Genomic DNA, 17,014 nt, shown 5'->3' on the forward strand with positions numbered 1-17,014 from the left:
AGTGCACGTTCGGTGGCCCTTCAGCCGACCTTGTAGGTCGCCAAGGCCTTGGCCACCAGCGTGCCCCCCGAGTCGACGATCTCGGCCTCGCAATTGACCAGCGATCGGCCGCGTCGCAGCACCCGGCCGATGCCGATCACGTCGGTGGCCCGAGCCGGGGCCATGTAGTCCAGCGCCATCGACACCGTCACGCCGCGCAGTTCCGGCGGGGCTGGGACGCCGCACCACGCCGCCGCCATGACGGTGAGGTCGGCGAGGGTGGCGATGGCCCCACCGTGAACCATGTCGCCGAGCGTCACGTTGGACGGGTCCCAGGGCAGCCGCAGCCGCACCTCGTCCTCCTCGAGCCGGTCGGCGACGATGCCCAGCTTGACGACGAACGGGGACTGGGGGAGGAACTGCGCGATCACGTCGCGGCCGCTCGGCGCGGGCGGGCGAGAAGGTCCGGAGTGAGAAGTCATTCGTCCATGTTTTCGCACCCCAGGTTGACAGGTCCAGCGCCAGCTGGTCTCATATATCGCTAAGATGCCAAATATGGTCAGTTCTGCCAGGTTTTAGCGAGCGAAGGAAGCTATGACCAGTGATCTGAAGACGGCCCCCGCCGTCGGACAGTACGAATTGAGCCACCTGCGCTCGCTGGAGGCAGAGGCAATCCACATCATTCGGGAGGTGGCCGCCGAGTTCGAGCGGCCGGTGCTGCTGTTCTCGGGCGGCAAGGACTCCATCGTCATGCTGCATCTGGCGCTGCGGGCGTTCCGTCCGGGCCGATTGCCGTTCCCGGTGATGCACGTCGACACCGGACACAACTTCGACGAGGTGATCGCGACCCGCGACGAGCTGGTCAACGAGCACGGAGTGCGCTTGGTCGTCGCCTCGGTCCAGGAAGACATCGACGCCGGGCGGGTGGTCGAGCCACGCCAGGGGCGCAACCCCATCCAGACCGTGACCCTGCTTCGCGCCATCCGGGAGAACAAGTTCGACGCGGCGTTCGGCGGGGCGCGCCGCGACGAGGAGAAGGCCCGCGCCAAGGAGCGTGTGTTCAGCTTCCGCGACGAGTTCGGTCAATGGGATCCGAAGGCGCAGCGGCCCGAGCTGTGGAACCTGTACAACGGCCGGCATCACAAGGGCGAGCACATCCGGGTCTTCCCGCTGTCCAACTGGACCGAGTTCGACATCTGGTCCTACATCGGCGCCGAGAACATCGCCCTTCCGTCGATCTATTACGCGCACCGGCGCAAGGTCTTTCGCCGTGACGGCATGTTGTTGGCGGTCGATAAGAACATGCAGCCCAACGCCGACGAGCCGGTGTTCGAGGCGACGGTGCGATTCCGCACCGTCGGGGATGTCACGTGCACCGGATGCGTGGAATCGCAAGCTGCCACCGTCGACGAGGTCATCGCCGAGACCGCGGTGTCCCGGCTCACCGAACGCGGGGCGACCAGGGCCGACGACCGGATCTCGGAGGCCGGCATGGAAGACCGCAAACGACAGGGATACTTCTGATGGCCACCTTGCTGAGGCTCGCAACGGCGGGTTCCGTCGACGACGGCAAGTCCACCCTGATCGGCCGCCTACTGTATGACTCCAAGGCCGTCATGGAGGACCAGTGGGCCGCGGTGGAGCAGACGTCCAAGGACCGCGGCCACGACTACACCGACCTGGCGCTGGTGACCGACGGCTTGCGGGCCGAACGCGAGCAGGGCATCACGATCGACGTCGCCTACCGCTACTTCGCCACTCCCAAGCGCAAATTCATCATCGCCGACACCCCCGGCCACATCCAGTACACCCGCAACATGGTGACCGGGGCGTCGACCGCCCAGCTCGTGATCGTGCTCGTCGACGCGCGGCACGGCCTCTTGGAGCAGTCACGCCGCCACGCCTTCCTGGCGTCCCTGCTGGGCATCCAGCACATCGTGCTCGCGGTCAACAAGATGGACCTGATCGGTTGGGACAAAGAGAAATTCGAGGCGATCCGCGACGAGTTCCACGCCTTCGCCGCTCGGTTGGACGTGCACGACGTGGCCACCATCCCGATCTCCGCGCTGCACGGCGACAACGTGGTGACGAAGTCGGACCAGACGCCGTGGTATGAAGGGCCGGCCTTGTTGTCGCACCTCGAAGAGGTGTACATCGCCGGTGATCGCAACATGGTCGACGTGCGGTTCCCGGTGCAGTACGTCATCCGGCCGCACACCCGCGAACATCAAGACCACCGCAGCTACGCCGGCACCGTCGCCAGCGGCGTCATGCGCGCCGGGGACGAGGTCGTGGTGCTGCCCGTCGGCAAGCACACCCGCATCACCGCGATCGAGGGCCCGAATGGTCCGGTGGAAGAAGCGTTCCCGCCGATGGCCGTGTCCGTCACCCTCGCCGACGAGATCGACATCTCGCGGGGAGATCTGATCGCCCGCACCCACAACCAGCCCCGGGTCGCGCAGGAGTTCGACGCGACGGTGTGCTGGATGGCCGACGGCGCGGCGCTCGAGCCCGGCCGCGATTACGTCATCAAGCACACCACCCGCACCACGCACGCCAAGGTGACCGCGCTCGACTACCGCCTCGACGTCAACACGCTGCACCGCGACAAGTCCGCGACGGCGTTGAAGCTCAACGAGCTTGGCCGCATTTCGCTGCGCACCCAGGTTCCGCTGCTCCTCGACGAGTACACCCGGAACCCGAGCACCGGGTCGTTCATCCTCATCGACCCGCACACCAACGGTACCGTGGCCGCCGGCATGGTGTTGCGCGACGCGTCGGCGCAGGCGGCGAGCCCAAACACGGTGCGGCACAAGCCCTCGGCGATCGCGCAGGCTCGCCCCCGCGGCAAGACGGTGTGGTTCACCGGTCTGTCCGGCTCCGGCAAGTCGTCGGTGGCCATGCTGGTCGAGCAAAAGCTGCTCGAAAAGGGGTCTCTGGCTTACGTTCTCGATGGGGACAACCTGCGGCACGGTTTGAACGCCGACCTGGGCTTTTCCATGGCCGACCGCGCCGAGAACCTGCGCCGGCTCGCGCATGTGGCGGCGCTGCTCGCCGACTGCGGCAACGTCGTGCTGGTGCCGGCGATCAGCCCGCTGGCCGAACAACGCGAATTGGCCCGCAAGGTGCACGCCGACGCCGGGTTCGAGTTCATCGAGGTCTTCTGCGACACCCCCATCGACGAATGCGAAAAGCGTGACCCCAAGGGGCTGTACGCGAAGGCGCGCGCCGGTGAGATCACCCAGTTCACCGGGATCGACAGTCCGTATCAGCCGCCGGCGAATCCCGATCTGCGGCTCACCCCGGACGGCACCATCGAGGAGCAGGCGCAGCGGGTCCTCGACCTGCTCGAATCGCGCGGGTAGCACGCCGGTGCCGCCCGGCTGCGCCGAAATGTCCGCACCGGATGGCACAATCCTGAGAGTGCGCATGTCAGCGAAGGCGGAGTACGCCGTGCGGGCGATGATCCAGCTCGCCACGGTGTCCGACGGGACGCTGGTGAAGACCGACGACTTGGCCCAGGCCCAGGGCATCCCGCCGCAATTTCTCGTCGACATCCTGACCAACCTGCGCACCGACCGGCTCGTGCGCAGCCATCGTGGCCGTGAGGGCGGCTACGAATTGGCCCGCTCCGGCAGCGACATCAGCATCGCCGACGTCCTGCGCTGCATCGATGGGCCACTGGCCAGCGTCCGCGACATCGGACTCGGGGACCTGCCGTATTCGGGACCGACCGCCGCGCTCACCGACGTCTGGCGGGCGCTGCGCGCCAGCATGCGGTCCGTGCTGGAACAAACCACCCTGGCCGACGTCGCGACCGGCGGCCTGCCCAAGCATGTGGCGCAACTGGCCGACGACTATCGGAAACAGGAGAGCCAGCGGCACGGCTCGGCGCGCACCGGCGACTAGGCAACGTGCACAACGGCTCAGCCGCCCGACCCGTAGGGGCGGGTGAGGATCTCCATGGCATGACCGGAGGGGTCGGTGAAATACACCCCGCGTCCGCCGTCATTGTGGTTGATCTCGCCGGGACGCGTGGCGCCCGGATCGGCCCAGTGCTGCATGCCACGAGCCCGGATCTTGTCGTAGATCGTGTCGAACTCCTGCTCGGACACCAAGAAGGCGTAGTGCTGACGCGGGATGTCCGCGCCGTCGGGGGCATCCGCGTAGTCCAGGGTGGCACCGTGCTCTAGTTCGACAACCATGAAGTGGCCGAACGGCTTTGGGCTGGGCAGCCCGAACAGCTCGGTGAGAAACTCGGCGGATTCTCGTTTGTCGCGCGACGCGACGATGGTGTGGTTGAAACTGATGCTCATAGTTCTGTCCAGTCAACCACCGCACGCCCCGCGCGACAACGCGCTACTTCGGCGCGGTCAGCTCCAGGGCGATGTTGTCGGGGTCGCGGAACTCCAGTATGTAAGACGGCCCGATGTCCTTGATCGGCTCGTGAGCCAGGCCGAGGTCATCGAGATGCGCTGCCGCCGAATCCAATTCGTCCCTAGTGGTGAGCCGGAACGCGATGTGGTCCAGCCCGACGCGATTCTCGTCGAAGCGGCCCGCGGCGACGGGCCGCAGCCCGAGCAGCGTGCCGCCGAGGTCGTAGATGACACCGCCGAACAAAAAGCTCAACTGATTGCGGGTGGCTTCGTCGGCGTTGTCGGGGACCTCCAGCAACACCGGCCAGCCGAACACGCTCTCGTAGAACTGCCGGGATCGCTCGATATCGGTCACGGTCAGCCGGACATGCGCGATGGAAGTGCTGGTGAAGTCCATTCGGTCCATGGTTCCACTGATGGGTCGCATGTTAAACATGCCAGAATCGCCGTCGTGCAGATAGCGATGACGATGCCGGTGATGGAACCGGATCTGGATGCGACGGTGCTCGAGACCTGGGCGCGCACCATTGACGACGGGCCGTTCTCGTCACTGTGCTGGGGTGAGCGCATCGCGTTCGACAATCCGGACAACCTGACGCTGCTGGGCGCGCTGGCCGCCTGGACCGATCGGGTGCGGCTGCTGACGACGGTGATCGTGCCGCAACTGCACGACCCGGTCATGCTCGCCAAGGGTCTGGCGACCGGCGACATGCTCAGCGGCGGCCGGTTGACCGTCGGCATCGGCGTGGGCGGCCGGCACGAGGATTACCACGCCGTCGGCGCCGACCCCGCCACACAGACCATGCGCGGCATGGCCGAACGGGTGGCGGTGATGAAGCGCGTCTGGGCGGGGGAGAAGACCACCGACTCGGTGCGGCCCGTCGGTCCGGCGCCGGTGCAGCCCGGCGGTCCACCGCTGTTCGTCGGCAGTATCGGTCCGAAGACCATCCGCAGCGCCGCGGCGTGGGCCGACGGGCTGGCGGGCACCACCCTGGACCTCGACGTCGCCAAGCAGAACGAGCTGTTCGACGTCACGCGAGACGCCTGGGCGCGGGCCGGCAAGCCCAAACCCCACCTCATCACCTCGTTTTGGTTCGCTTTCGGGTCCCCCGAGGAGTCCCGCGCCCAGGTGCACCGCCATCTACGTCGCTACATGAACTGGATACCGGCCGAATACGTCGACGCCATGGCGCCGATGACCGGGTGGGCCGGCAGCGAAGACGAGCTGCTGGACGTGCTGCGCCGGTTCGAGGAGATCGGCACCGACGAGGTTCAGCTCATCCCGACGAGCTCGGATGTCGATCAGCTGCGCCGCGCCGCGGAGGTCGCCGGGCGGCTGTAGTCCTGCTCGGGCCGAGCGGCGGCACGGGGTGAATTGCCGCATCGGCGCCGCGGGGTTTTCATTAGCGACATGACGCAGCAGGAGTTGCCCGCCCCGCTGGCCGAAATGACCGGGCTGATGGCGCAGTGCGCGAACAACGGCGATTTCGCCGGGGCCGCGCTGCAGGCGAACGAGCTGGTGACCCTGTGCCGGGCAACGCTGGGGGAGCGCGATCCCAACGTCCTCGAGCTCAAGGTGGCGCTGGCCACCGTGCAGCTGCGGGCGGGCGAGGACGCCGCCGTCTACGCCGACCTAAAGGAGTTGATACCCGATCTCGTCGAGGTGCTCGGTCGCGATCACCTGAGCACCTTGACCGCGCGCCACCTGCTGGCCGGTCGCCAACAAGCGCCGGTGTCGTCGCTGTCCGAATGGTCGCAGCTCGTCACCGACGAACAGCGGATTCTGGGGCCCGACCACGAGAGCACGCTGATGGCCCGCGAGAGGGTCGCCGAGAAGCGTTGGGAGACCGGTGATTTCGCCGGGGCTATGACCGAGGGCCAACATGTGCTCGCCGCACGGCGCCGGGTGCTCGGCGACGACCACGCCGACACCCTCGGGACGCGGTTGATGCTGGCGATCTGGCGAGGGCGGGCCGGTGACATCCCCGGGGCGATCACCGAACTCGAGTGGCTGATCGGCGAGCTGCGCGACAAGCTGGGCAGCGACCACGTTCATCTGCTCATGGCGCGGCACATGTTCACGCTGTGGGCCCCGAAACGGGCCGGCGTGACGGACGGGGTCACCGCATGGGAGGCGCTGGTCGAGGAGGAAGCCCGCGTCCTCGGCGATGAGCATCCGGTGACAATCGCGGCCCGCCAGGAATTGGCCGGCTGGTGTGCCCGGCACCGCGCCCGCGCGGGCGAACCCGACACCCCCGTGGACTGGTCCGCCTCCTGACCTGGATGTGCCGGCGTCAGGTCGCCGCTTTGTCCGCCGGGCGCTCGTCGTCGACGGCAGGCTCCTGCGGTGGCTGCCCCTTGCGCAGCGTCTCCAGCAGCTCCCGGTACGGCCCGACCAGGTAGACCGTGTCGCCGCCGCGAAGCCAGGCGTCGCGGCGCGGGTGTAGCTCGACCGGGGCGTCCCGACGGGTGATGGCGATGACCCGGGTCTGGGTGGACATTTCGAACATCCGCAGCCCGTCGAGTTCGCTGCCGGCCGCCACGTGCATAGCGCCGACCATGAAGGATCGCTGCCCGACCGAGAACGTGCCCAGCACCTGCAAACCCATCGCCGCACCGATGAACCACGGGGCGGCCAGGTCGACCGTCGACCGGACGTTCTCGAACCCGAACCGCTTGGCCACCGCGTCGCCGAGGGTGCGGTCGTAGATGCGCAGCACGATCGGCACGTCGGGCCGGTTGACCTCGGGCATCACCCGGGGACCCAGCATCTCGCGCAGCACGATGCCGATCTCGATGTTGACCATGTCGTCCTGAGTCAGCACGGCCACGGCCCGGGCGCGGTCGACGCGGGCCGACTCCAGCGTCTGGCGCAGCGTGGCGTCCCCGAAGATCACCGGCACGTCGAGTTCGGCCGCGGTCGACAGGAACCGGTTGTTCTCGTCGCGTTCGATCACCGCGACGTCGTATCCGGCCGCGGTCAGATCGCCGACGACGCGGCTGCCGAAGGAGCCCAGCCCCACCACGATGATGTGGTCGCGCAGGTGGCGCGCCCGCCGAACACCGGCCGATTGCAGGACGCGGCGCGACAACAGCAAGTCCGCCACGAAGGCGACGAGCAGCGCGGTGGTGGTCACGCCGGCGAACATCAGGCCGACGGCGAAGATGCGTAGCCACGCGGATTGTTGGGCGAAGGTGAATTCGCCGTATCCCACGGTGGTGATGGTCTCCGCGGTGAAATACATTGCGTCAAGCCAGGACAGGCGCGGCTTCGTGTAGGAGAAGTGCACGACGATCGTCGACGCGAGCAGCAGGGTGAGCGCGAGCAGCATGGCGGGGAAGAGCAGGGGGTTGACGTCGTCGCGCATTGCGCGTGCGGCGTCCGAGGCCCGCCGCACCCACGAGCGGCGCGAGCGCGTCGCCGTCGGCCGGGGCGTTTTGATGCCGCGGGCGGCCAGTTCGTCGGCGCTGCCGATCATGGCGGTCCAATCACCGGCGCGCACCCGATGGTCGCGGCCCGGACAGGGCACCACCTCGCCGGGGGTAGCGGCGTCCTGGCCGTGGATCACGGCCACCGGTGCCAGGTCGCCGTAGATCTCTCGAAGGGTCGCGTCGCGTGGCGCCTCGGCGCCCGACACGACGAAGTCGATGCCGGCCGCCTCGACCGGGTGGGTGTTGCTCGCCAGGCACGCCTCGACGACCGACGGCGCCGCGAGGTCGGCGACATCGAGGATGGCCCCGGGGCCGTTGTCGGCGGCCACCGCTCCCCGCAGCACGTCGTTGCCCAACCGGGCGACCACGCGCAGATTCGGATTCGTTTTCCTTGCCAATAAAGCGTTTTCGAGATTCTTGGCGTCGTCACGCCCGGCGCAGACGATGGCGCTTGTTTGGGTGAGGTCCGCGTCGGTGAGGTCCTCGCTCGGCAGCTTGACGACGGTGGCGCCCGCGCGGTTCAGTTCCGTGGCGATCGTGGTCGCGAGCACGTCGTCGCCGCTGACGATGATGCCACCCATAAACCCCACCTTTGATGACATTGGCGCTCACGTGTTGCTATGACTATCGGGCACCGTGCCGGTTGACGCCAGTGCGACATGTGCTCAAGCGCGAATTGATTGGGCGGGCGGGCGGGCGGTGGGCCGCGGCCAAAGGCACTGCGATCGTGGGTGCGAATCCGAGTTAAGCCATCTGCCAACGGGATTGGCGACCGGGCTACAACACCTGGACGTCAGCCGGTGACCAGAAGGCGCGCATCGACGTGATTTTGGCGTCCGCGTCGAACAACATCGTCGAGATGGGGGAGATCCGGGTGCGGCTGTCACCGGCGTCGAGCGTGAGGTGCCACAAGAAGGCGGCTTCGCTGCCGGAGACCCGCAATTCGGCGAGTTCGGTGTCCTTCTTGGCGTCTTGGAATCCCGCATAGAACGCGCGGATGGCGTCATGCCCGCGGCGAATGTCGGCGCCGATCGGATCCTCGATGGTGGCATCGGCGGCGTAGAGGGTCACGATGTCGTCGGCGGTGCCCGTGGCGACGAGCGCGAGGTAGCGATTGACGGTCTCGGTGATGGCTTGCAGGGACGGCATGGATTCGGACGCTACTCCCTCGCCATGGCCACCTCTTCAGGAGCGGTGTGCACGGCAATACTGGCGGCGTGACGTTCATCGAATGCCTCGCGAGCCGCGAGATCTACCGGAATCCGTGGATGGTGCTGCGCGAGGATGACATCCGCCGCCCGGACGGCAGCACCGGCCTCTACGGCGTCGTCGACAAGCCGGGCTACGCGCTCGTGATGCCCTATGACGGGCGACGCTTCCGGTTGGTCGAGCAGTTTCGCTACCCCATCGGGGAGCGGCGTTGGGAGTTTCCCCAAGGCACCGCCCCGGACCTGGCCGACGCCGACCCGGCCGAGTTGGCCTCGCGTGAGCTGCGCGAGGAAACCGGATTGCGCGCAACGACGTTCGAGGCGCTCGGCGAGCTCGACGCGGCCCCGGGGATGACCAGTCAGCGCGGCTGGGTGTTTCTGGCCACGGGCATCATCGAGGGCGAAGCCGACCGCGAACACGAGGAACAGGACATGCGCAGCGCGTGGTTCGCCCGCGACGAGGTGGAGCGGATGATCCGCGAGGGCGTCATCGCCGACGCGCAGTCGATCGCCGCGTATGCCCTGTTCCTGTTGCGCTGAAAACCGTGATCGTGTCCTCGCCGAGATCACACCGCGTCATCGGACGCTCACCATTGACCGATGCGACCGAGGCTTCGGGTAGTTGCGGTCCTCGCAGCCGTGACTGCCTCGGTCGCCGGCGCCCCCGCCGTCTGCGCCCATGCGGTGTCGCCGTCGTGGAACGGCAAATACTCACTGGTGCGGTATGCGGCCGGCAAAACCGGCACCAGCGTCGCCGCGACGCAGGCCGAAGCCACGTTCAGCGCCGACTACGTCTTCACCACCGCATGCTCGTCGGGCCGGTGTGTGGCCACCGCCACCGACGGGCCTACGCCCAAGAATCCGACCCTGCCCCGGCCGTCGCGCTACACCTGGGACGGGGCGAAATGGGTGGAGCGCTTCGACTTTCAGTGGGATTGCTATATGGGCGAGGGCGTGCCGAAGGTGTGGGCGCCCGCGCGTTCGTGGGCCTTCTACACGCCGCAGGCGGACGGATCGCTGCGCGGTGTCTGGCACACCGACATCAACGGCGGCCCGTGCCGCGGAACGGTCGAAATGCCGGTGGCGGCGTTTGCCGCCGGGACGGCCTGACGAAGGCGACGCCGATCAGTCCGGCGCGCTGGTCATGGAGGCGATGTAATACACCTCGTGACCGGTCGGATAGCCGCCACCGTCGGTGGCGATGTGGACGTGGTCGTAATGGTTGGCGGTCTCCGAGCCCAGGTCGGCCGTCCAATTGCCGCCGCCGACGCCCGGGTAGATCTTCTGGCGCCAGATCACGTGATTGATGCCCCAGCGCTTCGCGTTCGCCAGCGCATAGCCGGCGATCTGGTTGCCGAGGTCGATGCCCTCGGGGGTGTGGAAGTTCGGGATCATCACGTCGATCGCCAACCCCTTGGGATGCCACGGCAGCGGGTCCTCCCGATACCCGTAGATCGTTTTGATCTGCGGAAACAGCACTCCGATCGCGCGGGCCGCCCAGATGGTCTTGACCTGTAGCCGATCCTCGGACGCGACGCCGCGGGGCAACGCGAGCTGAAATTGCTGGCCGGCGGACGGCGCGGGCGGTGCCAGCGCGGTGAGTGCCTCCACCTCGGCGGGACTCGCGGTGTGCGGTGGGCTGGGTGGCGGGGCCGCCGCCGCGGTGGCGCTGGTGGGGGTCGCCGCCGGCGTCTCGGCGCAACACCGCGGCTTGGTGCCCTGGGCGTGGATCATGGCGGCCGAGACGACGAGCGACGCCGCGACCGCCAGCCATCGGCCAGCGCCCTTGGCGAACACTCTCACGCCCACGGCCAGCAGCTTAATGTCGCCTGTGACCTGTGTGGCGGTGTTTTCAGAAGACGGGCGTGCGACGCGTCGTTCGAGCGAATGTGACCGTCTGGCCTACAGCAGAAGTGGGTAAACAACGCACTAGCGCGCGGCGCTGAAGTTCGAGAGCGAGTCACCGGTCGAAAGGCGGCAGCACATGGTTCGTCACGAGGGGGGCCGATGGGACGTCGGAATCAAGGCCGCCGCGGTCTACGTCGAGCGCATCTCGGACAGCGACGAGCGCCTCTTCGAGGATTCGTTGGCCGCCGAGGAGGCGCGCGACCTGGCGGGGCTGCTGACGAAGTATGCGGACAAGCTCGACGAGGCGACGTATTCCGATAAGGCCAAGGAGTCCGGCGAGGGCGAGGAGTCTGCCAAGGCCGAGGAGTCCGACGAGTCCGACGAGTCCGAAAAGGCGGAGAAGTCAGAGGACTCCGACGGGCCAGAGGACTCCGACGAGTCGGACAAGTCGTCGGATTAAGCGCAAAAGCACCATCTGACCTGCGGTAACACCGGTGCCCCCGGCAGGATTCGAACCTGCGGCCTTCTGCTCCGGAGGCAGACGCTCTATCCCCTGAGCTACGGGGGCGCTACAACTTTGTTGTTGCACCATTGGGCTCCGACAGACTAGCGCATCCAGGCGGCCGCCCCGCCACCGCAACGGATTCGGGGCGCGGGCATGCGAGCCAATAGGATGGACGCTCGTGACCCCCGCTGACCTCGCTGAGCTGCTCAAAAACACCGCCGCCGCGGTGCTGGCCGAGCGCGGGCTGGACGCTGCCATGCTGCCGGCGACGGTGACCGTCGAGCGGCCCCGCAATCCCGAGCACGGCGACTACGCCAGCAACCTGGCGATGCAGCTGGGCAAAAAGGTCGGTGCCAACCCCCGCGAGCTCGCCGGATGGCTCGCCGAGGCACTCGCGCAGGCCGACGGCGTCGCGTCGGCGGAGGTGGCCGGACCGGGCTTCATCAACCTGCGGCTCGAGGCGTCGGCGCAGGCGGTCGTGGTCAACAACGTCATCGACGGCGGCGCTCGCTACGGCCATTCCGACGCGCTGGCCGGTCACCACATCAACCTGGAGTTCGTCTCGGCCAACCCGACCGGGCCGATCCACATCGGCGGAACCCGCTGGGCCGCGGTCGGCGACGCGCTGGGCCGGCTGCTGTCCACCCAGGGCGCCGACGTGGTGCGCGAATACTATTTCAACGACCACGGCGCCCAGATCGACCGCTTCGCCAGCTCGCTGATCGCCGCGGCCAAGGGCGAACCCACCCCGGAAGACGGCTACGCGGGCGCCTACATCAACGACATCGCCGCCCAGATCGTGCAGAAGGCCCCCGACGCGCTGAGCCTGCCCGCCCCCGAGATGCACGAGACCTTCCGCGCCATCGGCGTCGACCTGATGTTCACCCACATCAAGGAGTCGTTGCACGAATTCGGCACCGACTTCGACGTCTACACCCACGAAGACGCGATGCACACCAGCGGCCGGGTCGACGAGGCCCTCGCCAAGCTGCGCGAGACTGGCAACATCTACGAGAAGGACGGCGCAACATGGTTGCGCGCCAGTGCCTTTGGTGATGACAAGGATCGCGTCGTGATCAAGAGCGACGGGAAGCCGGCCTACATCGCCGGGGACATCGCCTACTACCTGGACAAGCGGCAACGCGGCTTCGACCTGTGCATCTACATGCTCGGCGCCGACCACCACGGGTACATCGCCCGCCTCAAGGCGGTCGCCGCCGCCCTCGGCGAGGACCCGGCCACCGTCGAGGTGCTCATCGGCCAGATGGTCAACTTGGTCCGCGACGGCCAGCCGGTCCGGATGAGCAAGCGCGCCGGAACCGTGCTCACCCTCGACGACCTCGTCGAGGCGATCGGCGTCGACGCCGCCCGCTACAGCCTGATCCGGTCCTCGGTGGACACCCCGATCGACATCGACCTCGCGCTGTGGTCGTCGGCGTCCAACGAAAACCCGGTCTATTACGTGCAATACGCGCACGCCCGGCTCTCGGCGCTGGCCCGCAACGCCGCCGAACTCGGTCTCATCCCCGACACCGGGAACCTCGGGCTGCTCGACCACGACAAGGAGGGGACGCTGTTGCGCACCCTCGGCGAATTCCCGCGGGTGCTCACGACGGCGTCGTCGCTGCGCGAACCGCACCGGATCTGCCGCTACCTGGAAGATCTCGCCGGCGACTACCACCGGTTCTACGACTCCTGCCGGGTGCTGCCGCAGGGCGACGAGCAGCCCACCGTCCTGCACACCGCGCGCCTGGCGCTGTGCCAGGCGACCCGCCAGGTGATCGCCAACGGCTTGGCGATACTCGGCGTCACTGCCCCGGAGCGAATGTGAACGTTCATCCCGCCGGTCCTCGGCACGCCGAAGAGACCCGCCACGCCGACAGCCCGCCGCGGCCGCAATCCGCCGAGGAGCTGCTGCTGTTGGCGCCAAACGTGTGGCCCCGCAACACGACTCGCGATGAAGGCGGAGTCGCCAGCATCGCGGGGGTTGCGGTGACCGACCTCGCCCAGGAGTACGGCACCCCGCTGTTCGTCGTCGACGAGGACGATTTCCGGTCCCGCTGCCGCGAGATCGCGTCGGCGTTCGGTGGGGGCAAGAACGTGCACTATGCCGCGAAAGCCTTTCTGTGCAGCGAGATCGCGCGCTGGATCGACGAGGAAGGCCTGTCGCTCGACGTGTGCACCGGCGGCGAGCTCGCCGTTGCGCTGCACGCCAACTTCCCGCCCGAGCGCATCACCTTCCACGGCAACAACAAGTCGGTCGCGGAATTGACCGCGGCGGTCAAAGCCGGTGTCGGCCACGTCGTTTTGGACTCGATGACCGAGATCGAGCGTCTGAATACCATTGCGGGCGAGGCGGGTATCGTCCAGGACGTCTTCGTCCGTCTCACCGTCGGCGTCGAAGCGCACACCCATGAGTTCATCTCGACCGCACACGAGGACCAGAAGTTCGGACTGTCCGTGGCCAGCGGCGCGGCGTTGGCCGCCGTCGGCCGGGTATTCGAAGCCGAACACCTGCGGGTGGTCGGTCTGCACAGCCACATCGGTTCGCAGATCTTCGACGTCGCCGGCTTCGAACTCGCCGCGCGCCGTGTCCTCGGCCTGCTGCACGAGGCCGTCGAGCAGTTCGGCGTCGACAAGACCGCGCAGATCTCGACCGTGGATCTCGGTGGCGGACTTGGTATCTCGTATCTGGCCGCGGACGACCCGCCGCCGATGGGCGAACTGGCCGCCAAGCTGAGCGCGATCGTGAAGAACGAGTCGGAGGCTGTCGGGCTGCCGACACCGCGGCTGGTCGTCGAGCCCGGACGAGCCATCGCCGGACCGGGCACCATCACCCTCTACGAGGTGGGTACCGTCAAGGACGTGGACGTCAGTGCCACGGCACACCGGCGCTACGTCAGCGTCGACGGCGGCATGAGCGACAACATCCGCACCGCCCTGTATGACGCCCAATACGACGCCAGGCTGGTCTCTCGGCTTAGCGATGCACCCGCCGAGCTGGCGCGCGTCGTCGGAAAGCATTGCGAGAGCGGCGATATCGTCGTGCGCGACACGTGGGTGCCCGGCGACCTGCATTCCGGCGACCTGATCGGGGTGGCCGCCACCGGCGCCTACTGCTATTCGTTGTCGAGTCGGTACAACATGGTCTGCCGTCCCGCCGTCGTCGCGGTGCGTGACGGGCGCGCGCGCCTGCTCCTGCGCCGCGAGACGGTCGACGATCTGCTGAGTCTGGAAGTGAGGTGAACTGGTGCCGCGTGAGGAAAAGCCGGTCGGTGTAGCGGTACTCGGGTTGGGCAACGTCGGCAGCGAAGTCGTCCGAATCATCAAGGAAAGCGCCGATGACCTCGCGGCCCGCGTCGGCGCGCCCCTGGTGCTGCGCGGCGTCGGAGTGCGCCGCGTCGCCGACGACCGTGGCGTTCCCGCCGAGCTGCTCACCGACGACATCGAAGGGCTCGCCGCGCGCGACGACGTCGACATCGTCGTGGAGCTCATGGGACCGGTCGAGCCGTCCCGCAAGGCCATCCTGTGCGCCCTCGAACACGGCAAATCGGTCGTCACGGCGAACAAGGCGCTGCTGTCCATCTCCACCGGAGAGCTGGCGCAGGCGGCCGAAAGCGCGCATGTCGACCTGTATTTCGAGGCGGCGGTCGCGGGGGCCATTCCCGTCATCCGGCCGCTCACCCAGTCGCTTGCGGGTGACACGGTGTTGCGGGTCGCGGGCATCGTCAACGGCACCACGAACTACATCCTGTCCGCGATGGACAGCACCGGCGCCGACTACGACACCGCCCTCGCCGAGGCCAGCGCGCTCGGCTACGCCGAGGCCGACCCCACCGCCGACGTCGAGGGCTACGACGCCGCCGCCAAGGCCGCGATCCTGGCGTCCATCGCGTTCCACACCCGGGTGACCGCCGACGACGTCTATCGCGAGGGCATCACCAAGGTCACGCCGGCCGACTTCGAGTCCGCCCGTGCGCTGGGCTGCACCATCAAGCTGCTGTCCATCTGCGAGCGCATCACGGACGGCGATGGCCAGGAACGGGTCTCGGCCCGCGTCTATCCGGCGCTGGTGCCGCTGTCGCATCCGCTGGCCACGGTCAACGGGGCGTTCAACGCGGTCGTGGTCGAGGCCAAGGCCGCCGGAAGGCTGATGTTCTACGGCCAGGGCGCCGGTGGCGCGCCGACCGCGTCCGCCGTGGCCGGGGACCTGGTGATGGCCGCGCGCAACCGGGTGCTGGGCAGCCGCGGGCCGCGGGAATCCAAGTACGCCCAACTCCCCGTGGCCCCAATGGGTTTGATCTCCACGCGCTACTACGTCAGCATGAACGTGGCGGACAAGCCCGGCGTGTTGTCCTCGGTGGCAGCCGAATTCGCCAAGCGCGAGGTCAGCATCGCCGAGGTGCGGCAGGAGGGCGTCGCGGACGAGGGCGGACGACGGGTGGGGGCCCGGATCGTCGTGGTCACCCACCGCGCCACGGACGCCGCGCTGTCCGAAACCGTCGACGCGCTCGCCGACCTCGATGCCGTGCAGAGCGTGACGAGCGTGCTGCGACTGGAAGGGACCACCCTATGAGCGCGCCGCGCACCGCCGTCCACCAACCCTGGCCCGGGCTCATCGAGGCCTACCGGGACCGGTTGCCGGTGGGCGACGACTGGACCCCGGTCACCCTGCTCGAGGGCGGCACCCCGCTGATCGCGGCGACCCGCCTGTCGGAAAAGACCGGCTGCACAGTCCATCTCAAGGTCGAGGGCCTCAATCCCACCGGCTCCTTCAAAGACCGGGGGATGACGATGGCGGTCACCGATGCGGTGGCGCGCGGCCAACAGGCCGTGTTGTGCGCCTCGACCGGCAACACCTCGGCGTCGGCGGCGGCCTATGCCGCCCGCGCCGGGATCACCTGCGCGGTGCTGATCCCGCAGGGCAAGATCGCGATGGGCAAGCTGGCGCAGGCGGTGATGCACGGCGCCAAGATCATCCAGATCGACGGCAACTTCGACGACTGCCTGGAACTGGCCCGAAAGATGGCCGCCGACTTCCCGACGATCTCCTTGGTCAACTCGGTCAACCCGGTGCGCATCGAGGGCCAGAAGACGGCCGCGTTCGAGATCGTCGACGCGCTCGGCGCAGCGCCGGACGTGCACGCCCTTCCGGTCGGCAACGCGGGCAACATCACCGCGTACTGGAAGGGATACACCGAGTATCACCACGAGGGCCTGATCGAAAAGCTGCCGCGGATGCTGGGCACCCAGGCGGCCGGCGCGGCCCCCCTGGTGAACGGTGCGCCGGTCAAGAACCCGGAAACGATTGCGACCGCGATCCGCATCGGCGCGCCCGCGTCGTGGACGGCCGCGGTCGACGCGCAGCGCCAATCCAACGGCCGCTTCCTGGCGGCCACCGACGAGGAGATCCTGGCCGCCTACCACCTGGTGGCCGAGTCCGAAGGTGTCTTCGTCGAACCCGCCTCGGCGGCCAGCATCGCGGGTCTGCTTAAGGCCGTCGACGACGGCTGGGTGGCCCGCGGGTCGACGGTCGTGTGCACGGTGACGGGCAACGGGCTCAAGGATCCCGACACGGCACTACGGGATATGCCCACCGTGACCGCGCTGCCGGTTGATCCGGTCCTGGTGGTCGAAAAACTGGGGCTGGCGTAGTGCGGTCACCG

The 17,014-nt window shown here is 68.0% G+C and carries 18 protein-coding genes and 1 tRNA gene; 12 read left to right on the forward strand and 7 right to left on the reverse strand.

Going from position 1 to position 17,014, the window contains the following annotated elements:
• Positions 1–20 precede the first annotated feature (20 nt).
• Positions 21–410 carry a PaaI family thioesterase gene (locus tag OCU_RS32685; RefSeq protein ID WP_009955271.1) on the reverse strand — a complete coding sequence of 130 codons (390 nt, stop codon included), beginning with the start codon at positions 408–410 and terminating at the stop codon, positions 21–23.
• A gap of 163 nt (positions 411–573) precedes the next feature.
• Between OCU_RS32685 and cysD the strand changes: the two genes are divergently transcribed.
• The 3 genes from cysD to OCU_RS32700 are packed head-to-tail and all read left to right on the forward strand — an operon-like array spanning position 574 to position 3,888.
• A complete protein-coding gene (gene cysD, locus OCU_RS32690) occupies positions 574–1,503 on the forward strand; it encodes a sulfate adenylyltransferase subunit CysD (RefSeq protein WP_009955272.1) in 930 nt (309 codons plus the stop codon).
• Positions 1,503–3,344: an adenylyl-sulfate kinase gene (gene cysC / locus OCU_RS32695; protein ID WP_008254752.1), complete on the forward strand. Its 1,842-nt coding sequence runs from the start codon at positions 1,503–1,505 to the stop codon at positions 3,342–3,344. Before cysD ends, cysC begins: the two co-directional genes overlap by 1 nt.
• Positions 3,345–3,402: 58 nt before the next feature.
• Entirely contained in the window at positions 3,403–3,888 is a 486-nt protein-coding gene (locus tag OCU_RS32700) for an Rrf2 family transcriptional regulator (protein WP_008254753.1), read from the forward strand.
• Positions 3,889–3,905: 17 nt separating this feature from the next.
• On the opposite strand, the gene OCU_RS32705 is transcribed toward OCU_RS32700, so the two are convergent.
• Both OCU_RS32705 and OCU_RS32710 read right to left on the reverse strand, forming a co-directional pair.
• Positions 3,906–4,295 carry a VOC family protein gene (locus OCU_RS32705; protein WP_008254755.1) on the reverse strand — a complete coding sequence of 130 codons (390 nt, stop codon included), beginning with the start codon at positions 4,293–4,295 and terminating at the stop codon, positions 3,906–3,908.
• Positions 4,296–4,338: 43 nt separating this feature from the next.
• Positions 4,339–4,752 carry a VOC family protein gene (locus tag OCU_RS32710; RefSeq protein ID WP_014379582.1) on the reverse strand — a complete coding sequence of 138 codons (414 nt, stop codon included), beginning with the start codon at positions 4,750–4,752 and terminating at the stop codon, positions 4,339–4,341.
• Between the two features lie 66 nt (positions 4,753–4,818).
• Between OCU_RS32710 and OCU_RS32715 the strand changes: the two genes are divergently transcribed.
• Together OCU_RS32715 and OCU_RS32720 are read left to right on the forward strand one after the other, a co-directional pair.
• Complete coding sequence (locus OCU_RS32715; protein ID WP_009955278.1) at positions 4,819–5,697, forward strand: LLM class flavin-dependent oxidoreductase; 879 nt, start codon at positions 4,819–4,821, stop codon at positions 5,695–5,697.
• Between the two features lie 69 nt (positions 5,698–5,766).
• Complete coding sequence (locus tag OCU_RS32720) at positions 5,767–6,633, forward strand: tetratricopeptide repeat protein (RefSeq protein ID WP_009955279.1); 867 nt, start codon at positions 5,767–5,769, stop codon at positions 6,631–6,633.
• 16 nt (positions 6,634–6,649) lie between these two features.
• Here the strand turns inward: OCU_RS32720 and OCU_RS32725 are convergent, their stop codons facing one another.
• Both OCU_RS32725 and OCU_RS32730 read right to left on the reverse strand, forming a co-directional pair.
• Positions 6,650–8,368 carry an NAD-binding protein gene (locus tag OCU_RS32725; protein WP_009955281.1) on the reverse strand — a complete coding sequence of 573 codons (1,719 nt, stop codon included), beginning with the start codon at positions 8,366–8,368 and terminating at the stop codon, positions 6,650–6,652.
• Between the two features lie 196 nt (positions 8,369–8,564).
• Positions 8,565–8,936, reverse strand: a complete 372-nt coding sequence (locus tag OCU_RS32730) for a nuclear transport factor 2 family protein (RefSeq protein WP_009955282.1) — start codon at positions 8,934–8,936, stop codon at positions 8,565–8,567.
• 68 nt (positions 8,937–9,004) lie between these two features.
• Here OCU_RS32730 and OCU_RS32735 point away from each other — a divergent pair, with 68 nt between their 5' ends.
• Together OCU_RS32735 and OCU_RS32740 are read left to right on the forward strand one after the other, a co-directional pair.
• On the forward strand, positions 9,005–9,535 hold the full coding sequence (locus OCU_RS32735; RefSeq protein WP_009955283.1) for an NUDIX domain-containing protein: 531 nt from the start codon (positions 9,005–9,007) through the stop codon (positions 9,533–9,535).
• A 60-nt stretch (positions 9,536–9,595) separates the two neighbouring features.
• Complete coding sequence (locus tag OCU_RS32740) at positions 9,596–10,105, forward strand: Rv2253 family sensor-like surface protein (RefSeq protein WP_263646700.1); 510 nt, start codon at positions 9,596–9,598, stop codon at positions 10,103–10,105.
• Positions 10,106–10,120: 15 nt separating this feature from the next.
• Here OCU_RS32740 and OCU_RS32745 read toward each other — a convergent pair whose 3' ends face one another.
• The gene (locus tag OCU_RS32745) at positions 10,121–10,804 is read right to left on the reverse strand and encodes a hypothetical protein (protein ID WP_029384887.1); all 684 of its coding nucleotides are present in this window, start codon (positions 10,802–10,804) and stop codon (positions 10,121–10,123) included.
• Between the two features lie 175 nt (positions 10,805–10,979).
• Here OCU_RS32745 and OCU_RS32750 point away from each other — a divergent pair, with 175 nt between their 5' ends.
• The gene (locus OCU_RS32750; protein ID WP_008254773.1) at positions 10,980–11,303 is read left to right on the forward strand and encodes a hypothetical protein; all 324 of its coding nucleotides are present in this window, start codon (positions 10,980–10,982) and stop codon (positions 11,301–11,303) included.
• A 35-nt stretch (positions 11,304–11,338) separates the two neighbouring features.
• Here OCU_RS32750 and OCU_RS32755 read toward each other — a convergent pair.
• Positions 11,339–11,411 (reverse strand) — tRNA-Arg (locus OCU_RS32755).
• A 115-nt stretch (positions 11,412–11,526) separates the two neighbouring features.
• On the opposite strand from OCU_RS32755, the gene argS reads away from it, so the two are divergent.
• Genes argS through thrC form a run of 4 tightly spaced genes read left to right on the forward strand, consistent with a single transcriptional unit; the run spans position 11,527 to position 17,003 of the window.
• Positions 11,527–13,179, forward strand: a complete 1,653-nt coding sequence (gene argS, locus OCU_RS32760; RefSeq protein ID WP_014379585.1) for an arginine--tRNA ligase — start codon at positions 11,527–11,529, stop codon at positions 13,177–13,179.
• Positions 13,176–14,594: a diaminopimelate decarboxylase gene (gene lysA, locus OCU_RS32765; RefSeq protein ID WP_014379586.1), complete on the forward strand. Its 1,419-nt coding sequence runs from the start codon at positions 13,176–13,178 to the stop codon at positions 14,592–14,594. The genes argS and lysA overlap by 4 nt, the downstream gene beginning before the upstream one ends.
• Before the next feature lie 4 nt (positions 14,595–14,598).
• Entirely contained in the window at positions 14,599–15,924 is a 1,326-nt protein-coding gene (locus OCU_RS32770; protein ID WP_014379587.1) for a homoserine dehydrogenase, read from the forward strand.
• A complete protein-coding gene (gene thrC / locus OCU_RS32775; RefSeq protein ID WP_008254781.1) occupies positions 15,921–17,003 on the forward strand; it encodes a threonine synthase in 1,083 nt (360 codons plus the stop codon). The genes OCU_RS32770 and thrC overlap by 4 nt, the downstream gene beginning before the upstream one ends.
• The last annotated feature ends 11 nt before the right edge of the window (positions 17,004–17,014 follow it).

This window comes from Mycobacterium intracellulare ATCC 13950 (genome assembly GCF_000277125.1).
In the GTDB taxonomy this organism is placed as follows: Bacteria; Actinomycetota; Actinomycetes; order Mycobacteriales; family Mycobacteriaceae; genus Mycobacterium; species Mycobacterium intracellulare.

Bases quoted from the DNA above. Each gene is read 5' to 3' on its own strand.
- cysD (WP_009955272.1), top strand. From the start codon at position 574: ATGACCAGTGATCTGAAGACGGCCCCCGCCGTCGGACAGTACGAATTG.
- cysC (WP_008254752.1), top strand. From the start codon at position 1,503: ATGGCCACCTTGCTGAGGCTCGCAACGGCGGGTTCCGTCGACGACGGC.
- OCU_RS32705 (WP_008254755.1), bottom strand. From the start codon at position 4,295: ATGAGCATCAGTTTCAACCACACCATCGTCGCGTCGCGCGACAAACGA.
- OCU_RS32710 (WP_014379582.1), bottom strand. From the start codon at position 4,752: ATGGACTTCACCAGCACTTCCATCGCGCATGTCCGGCTGACCGTGACC.
- OCU_RS32715 (WP_009955278.1), top strand. From the start codon at position 4,819: ATGACGATGCCGGTGATGGAACCGGATCTGGATGCGACGGTGCTCGAG.
- OCU_RS32720 (WP_009955279.1), top strand. From the start codon at position 5,767: ATGACGCAGCAGGAGTTGCCCGCCCCGCTGGCCGAAATGACCGGGCTG.
- OCU_RS32725 (WP_009955281.1), bottom strand. From the start codon at position 8,368: ATGGGTGGCATCATCGTCAGCGGCGACGACGTGCTCGCGACCACGATC.
- OCU_RS32730 (WP_009955282.1), bottom strand. From the start codon at position 8,936: ATGCCGTCCCTGCAAGCCATCACCGAGACCGTCAATCGCTACCTCGCG.
- OCU_RS32740 (WP_263646700.1), top strand. From the start codon at position 9,596: ATGCGACCGAGGCTTCGGGTAGTTGCGGTCCTCGCAGCCGTGACTGCC.
- OCU_RS32750 (WP_008254773.1), top strand. From the start codon at position 10,980: ATGGTTCGTCACGAGGGGGGCCGATGGGACGTCGGAATCAAGGCCGCC.
- thrC (WP_008254781.1), top strand. From the start codon at position 15,921: ATGAGCGCGCCGCGCACCGCCGTCCACCAACCCTGGCCCGGGCTCATC.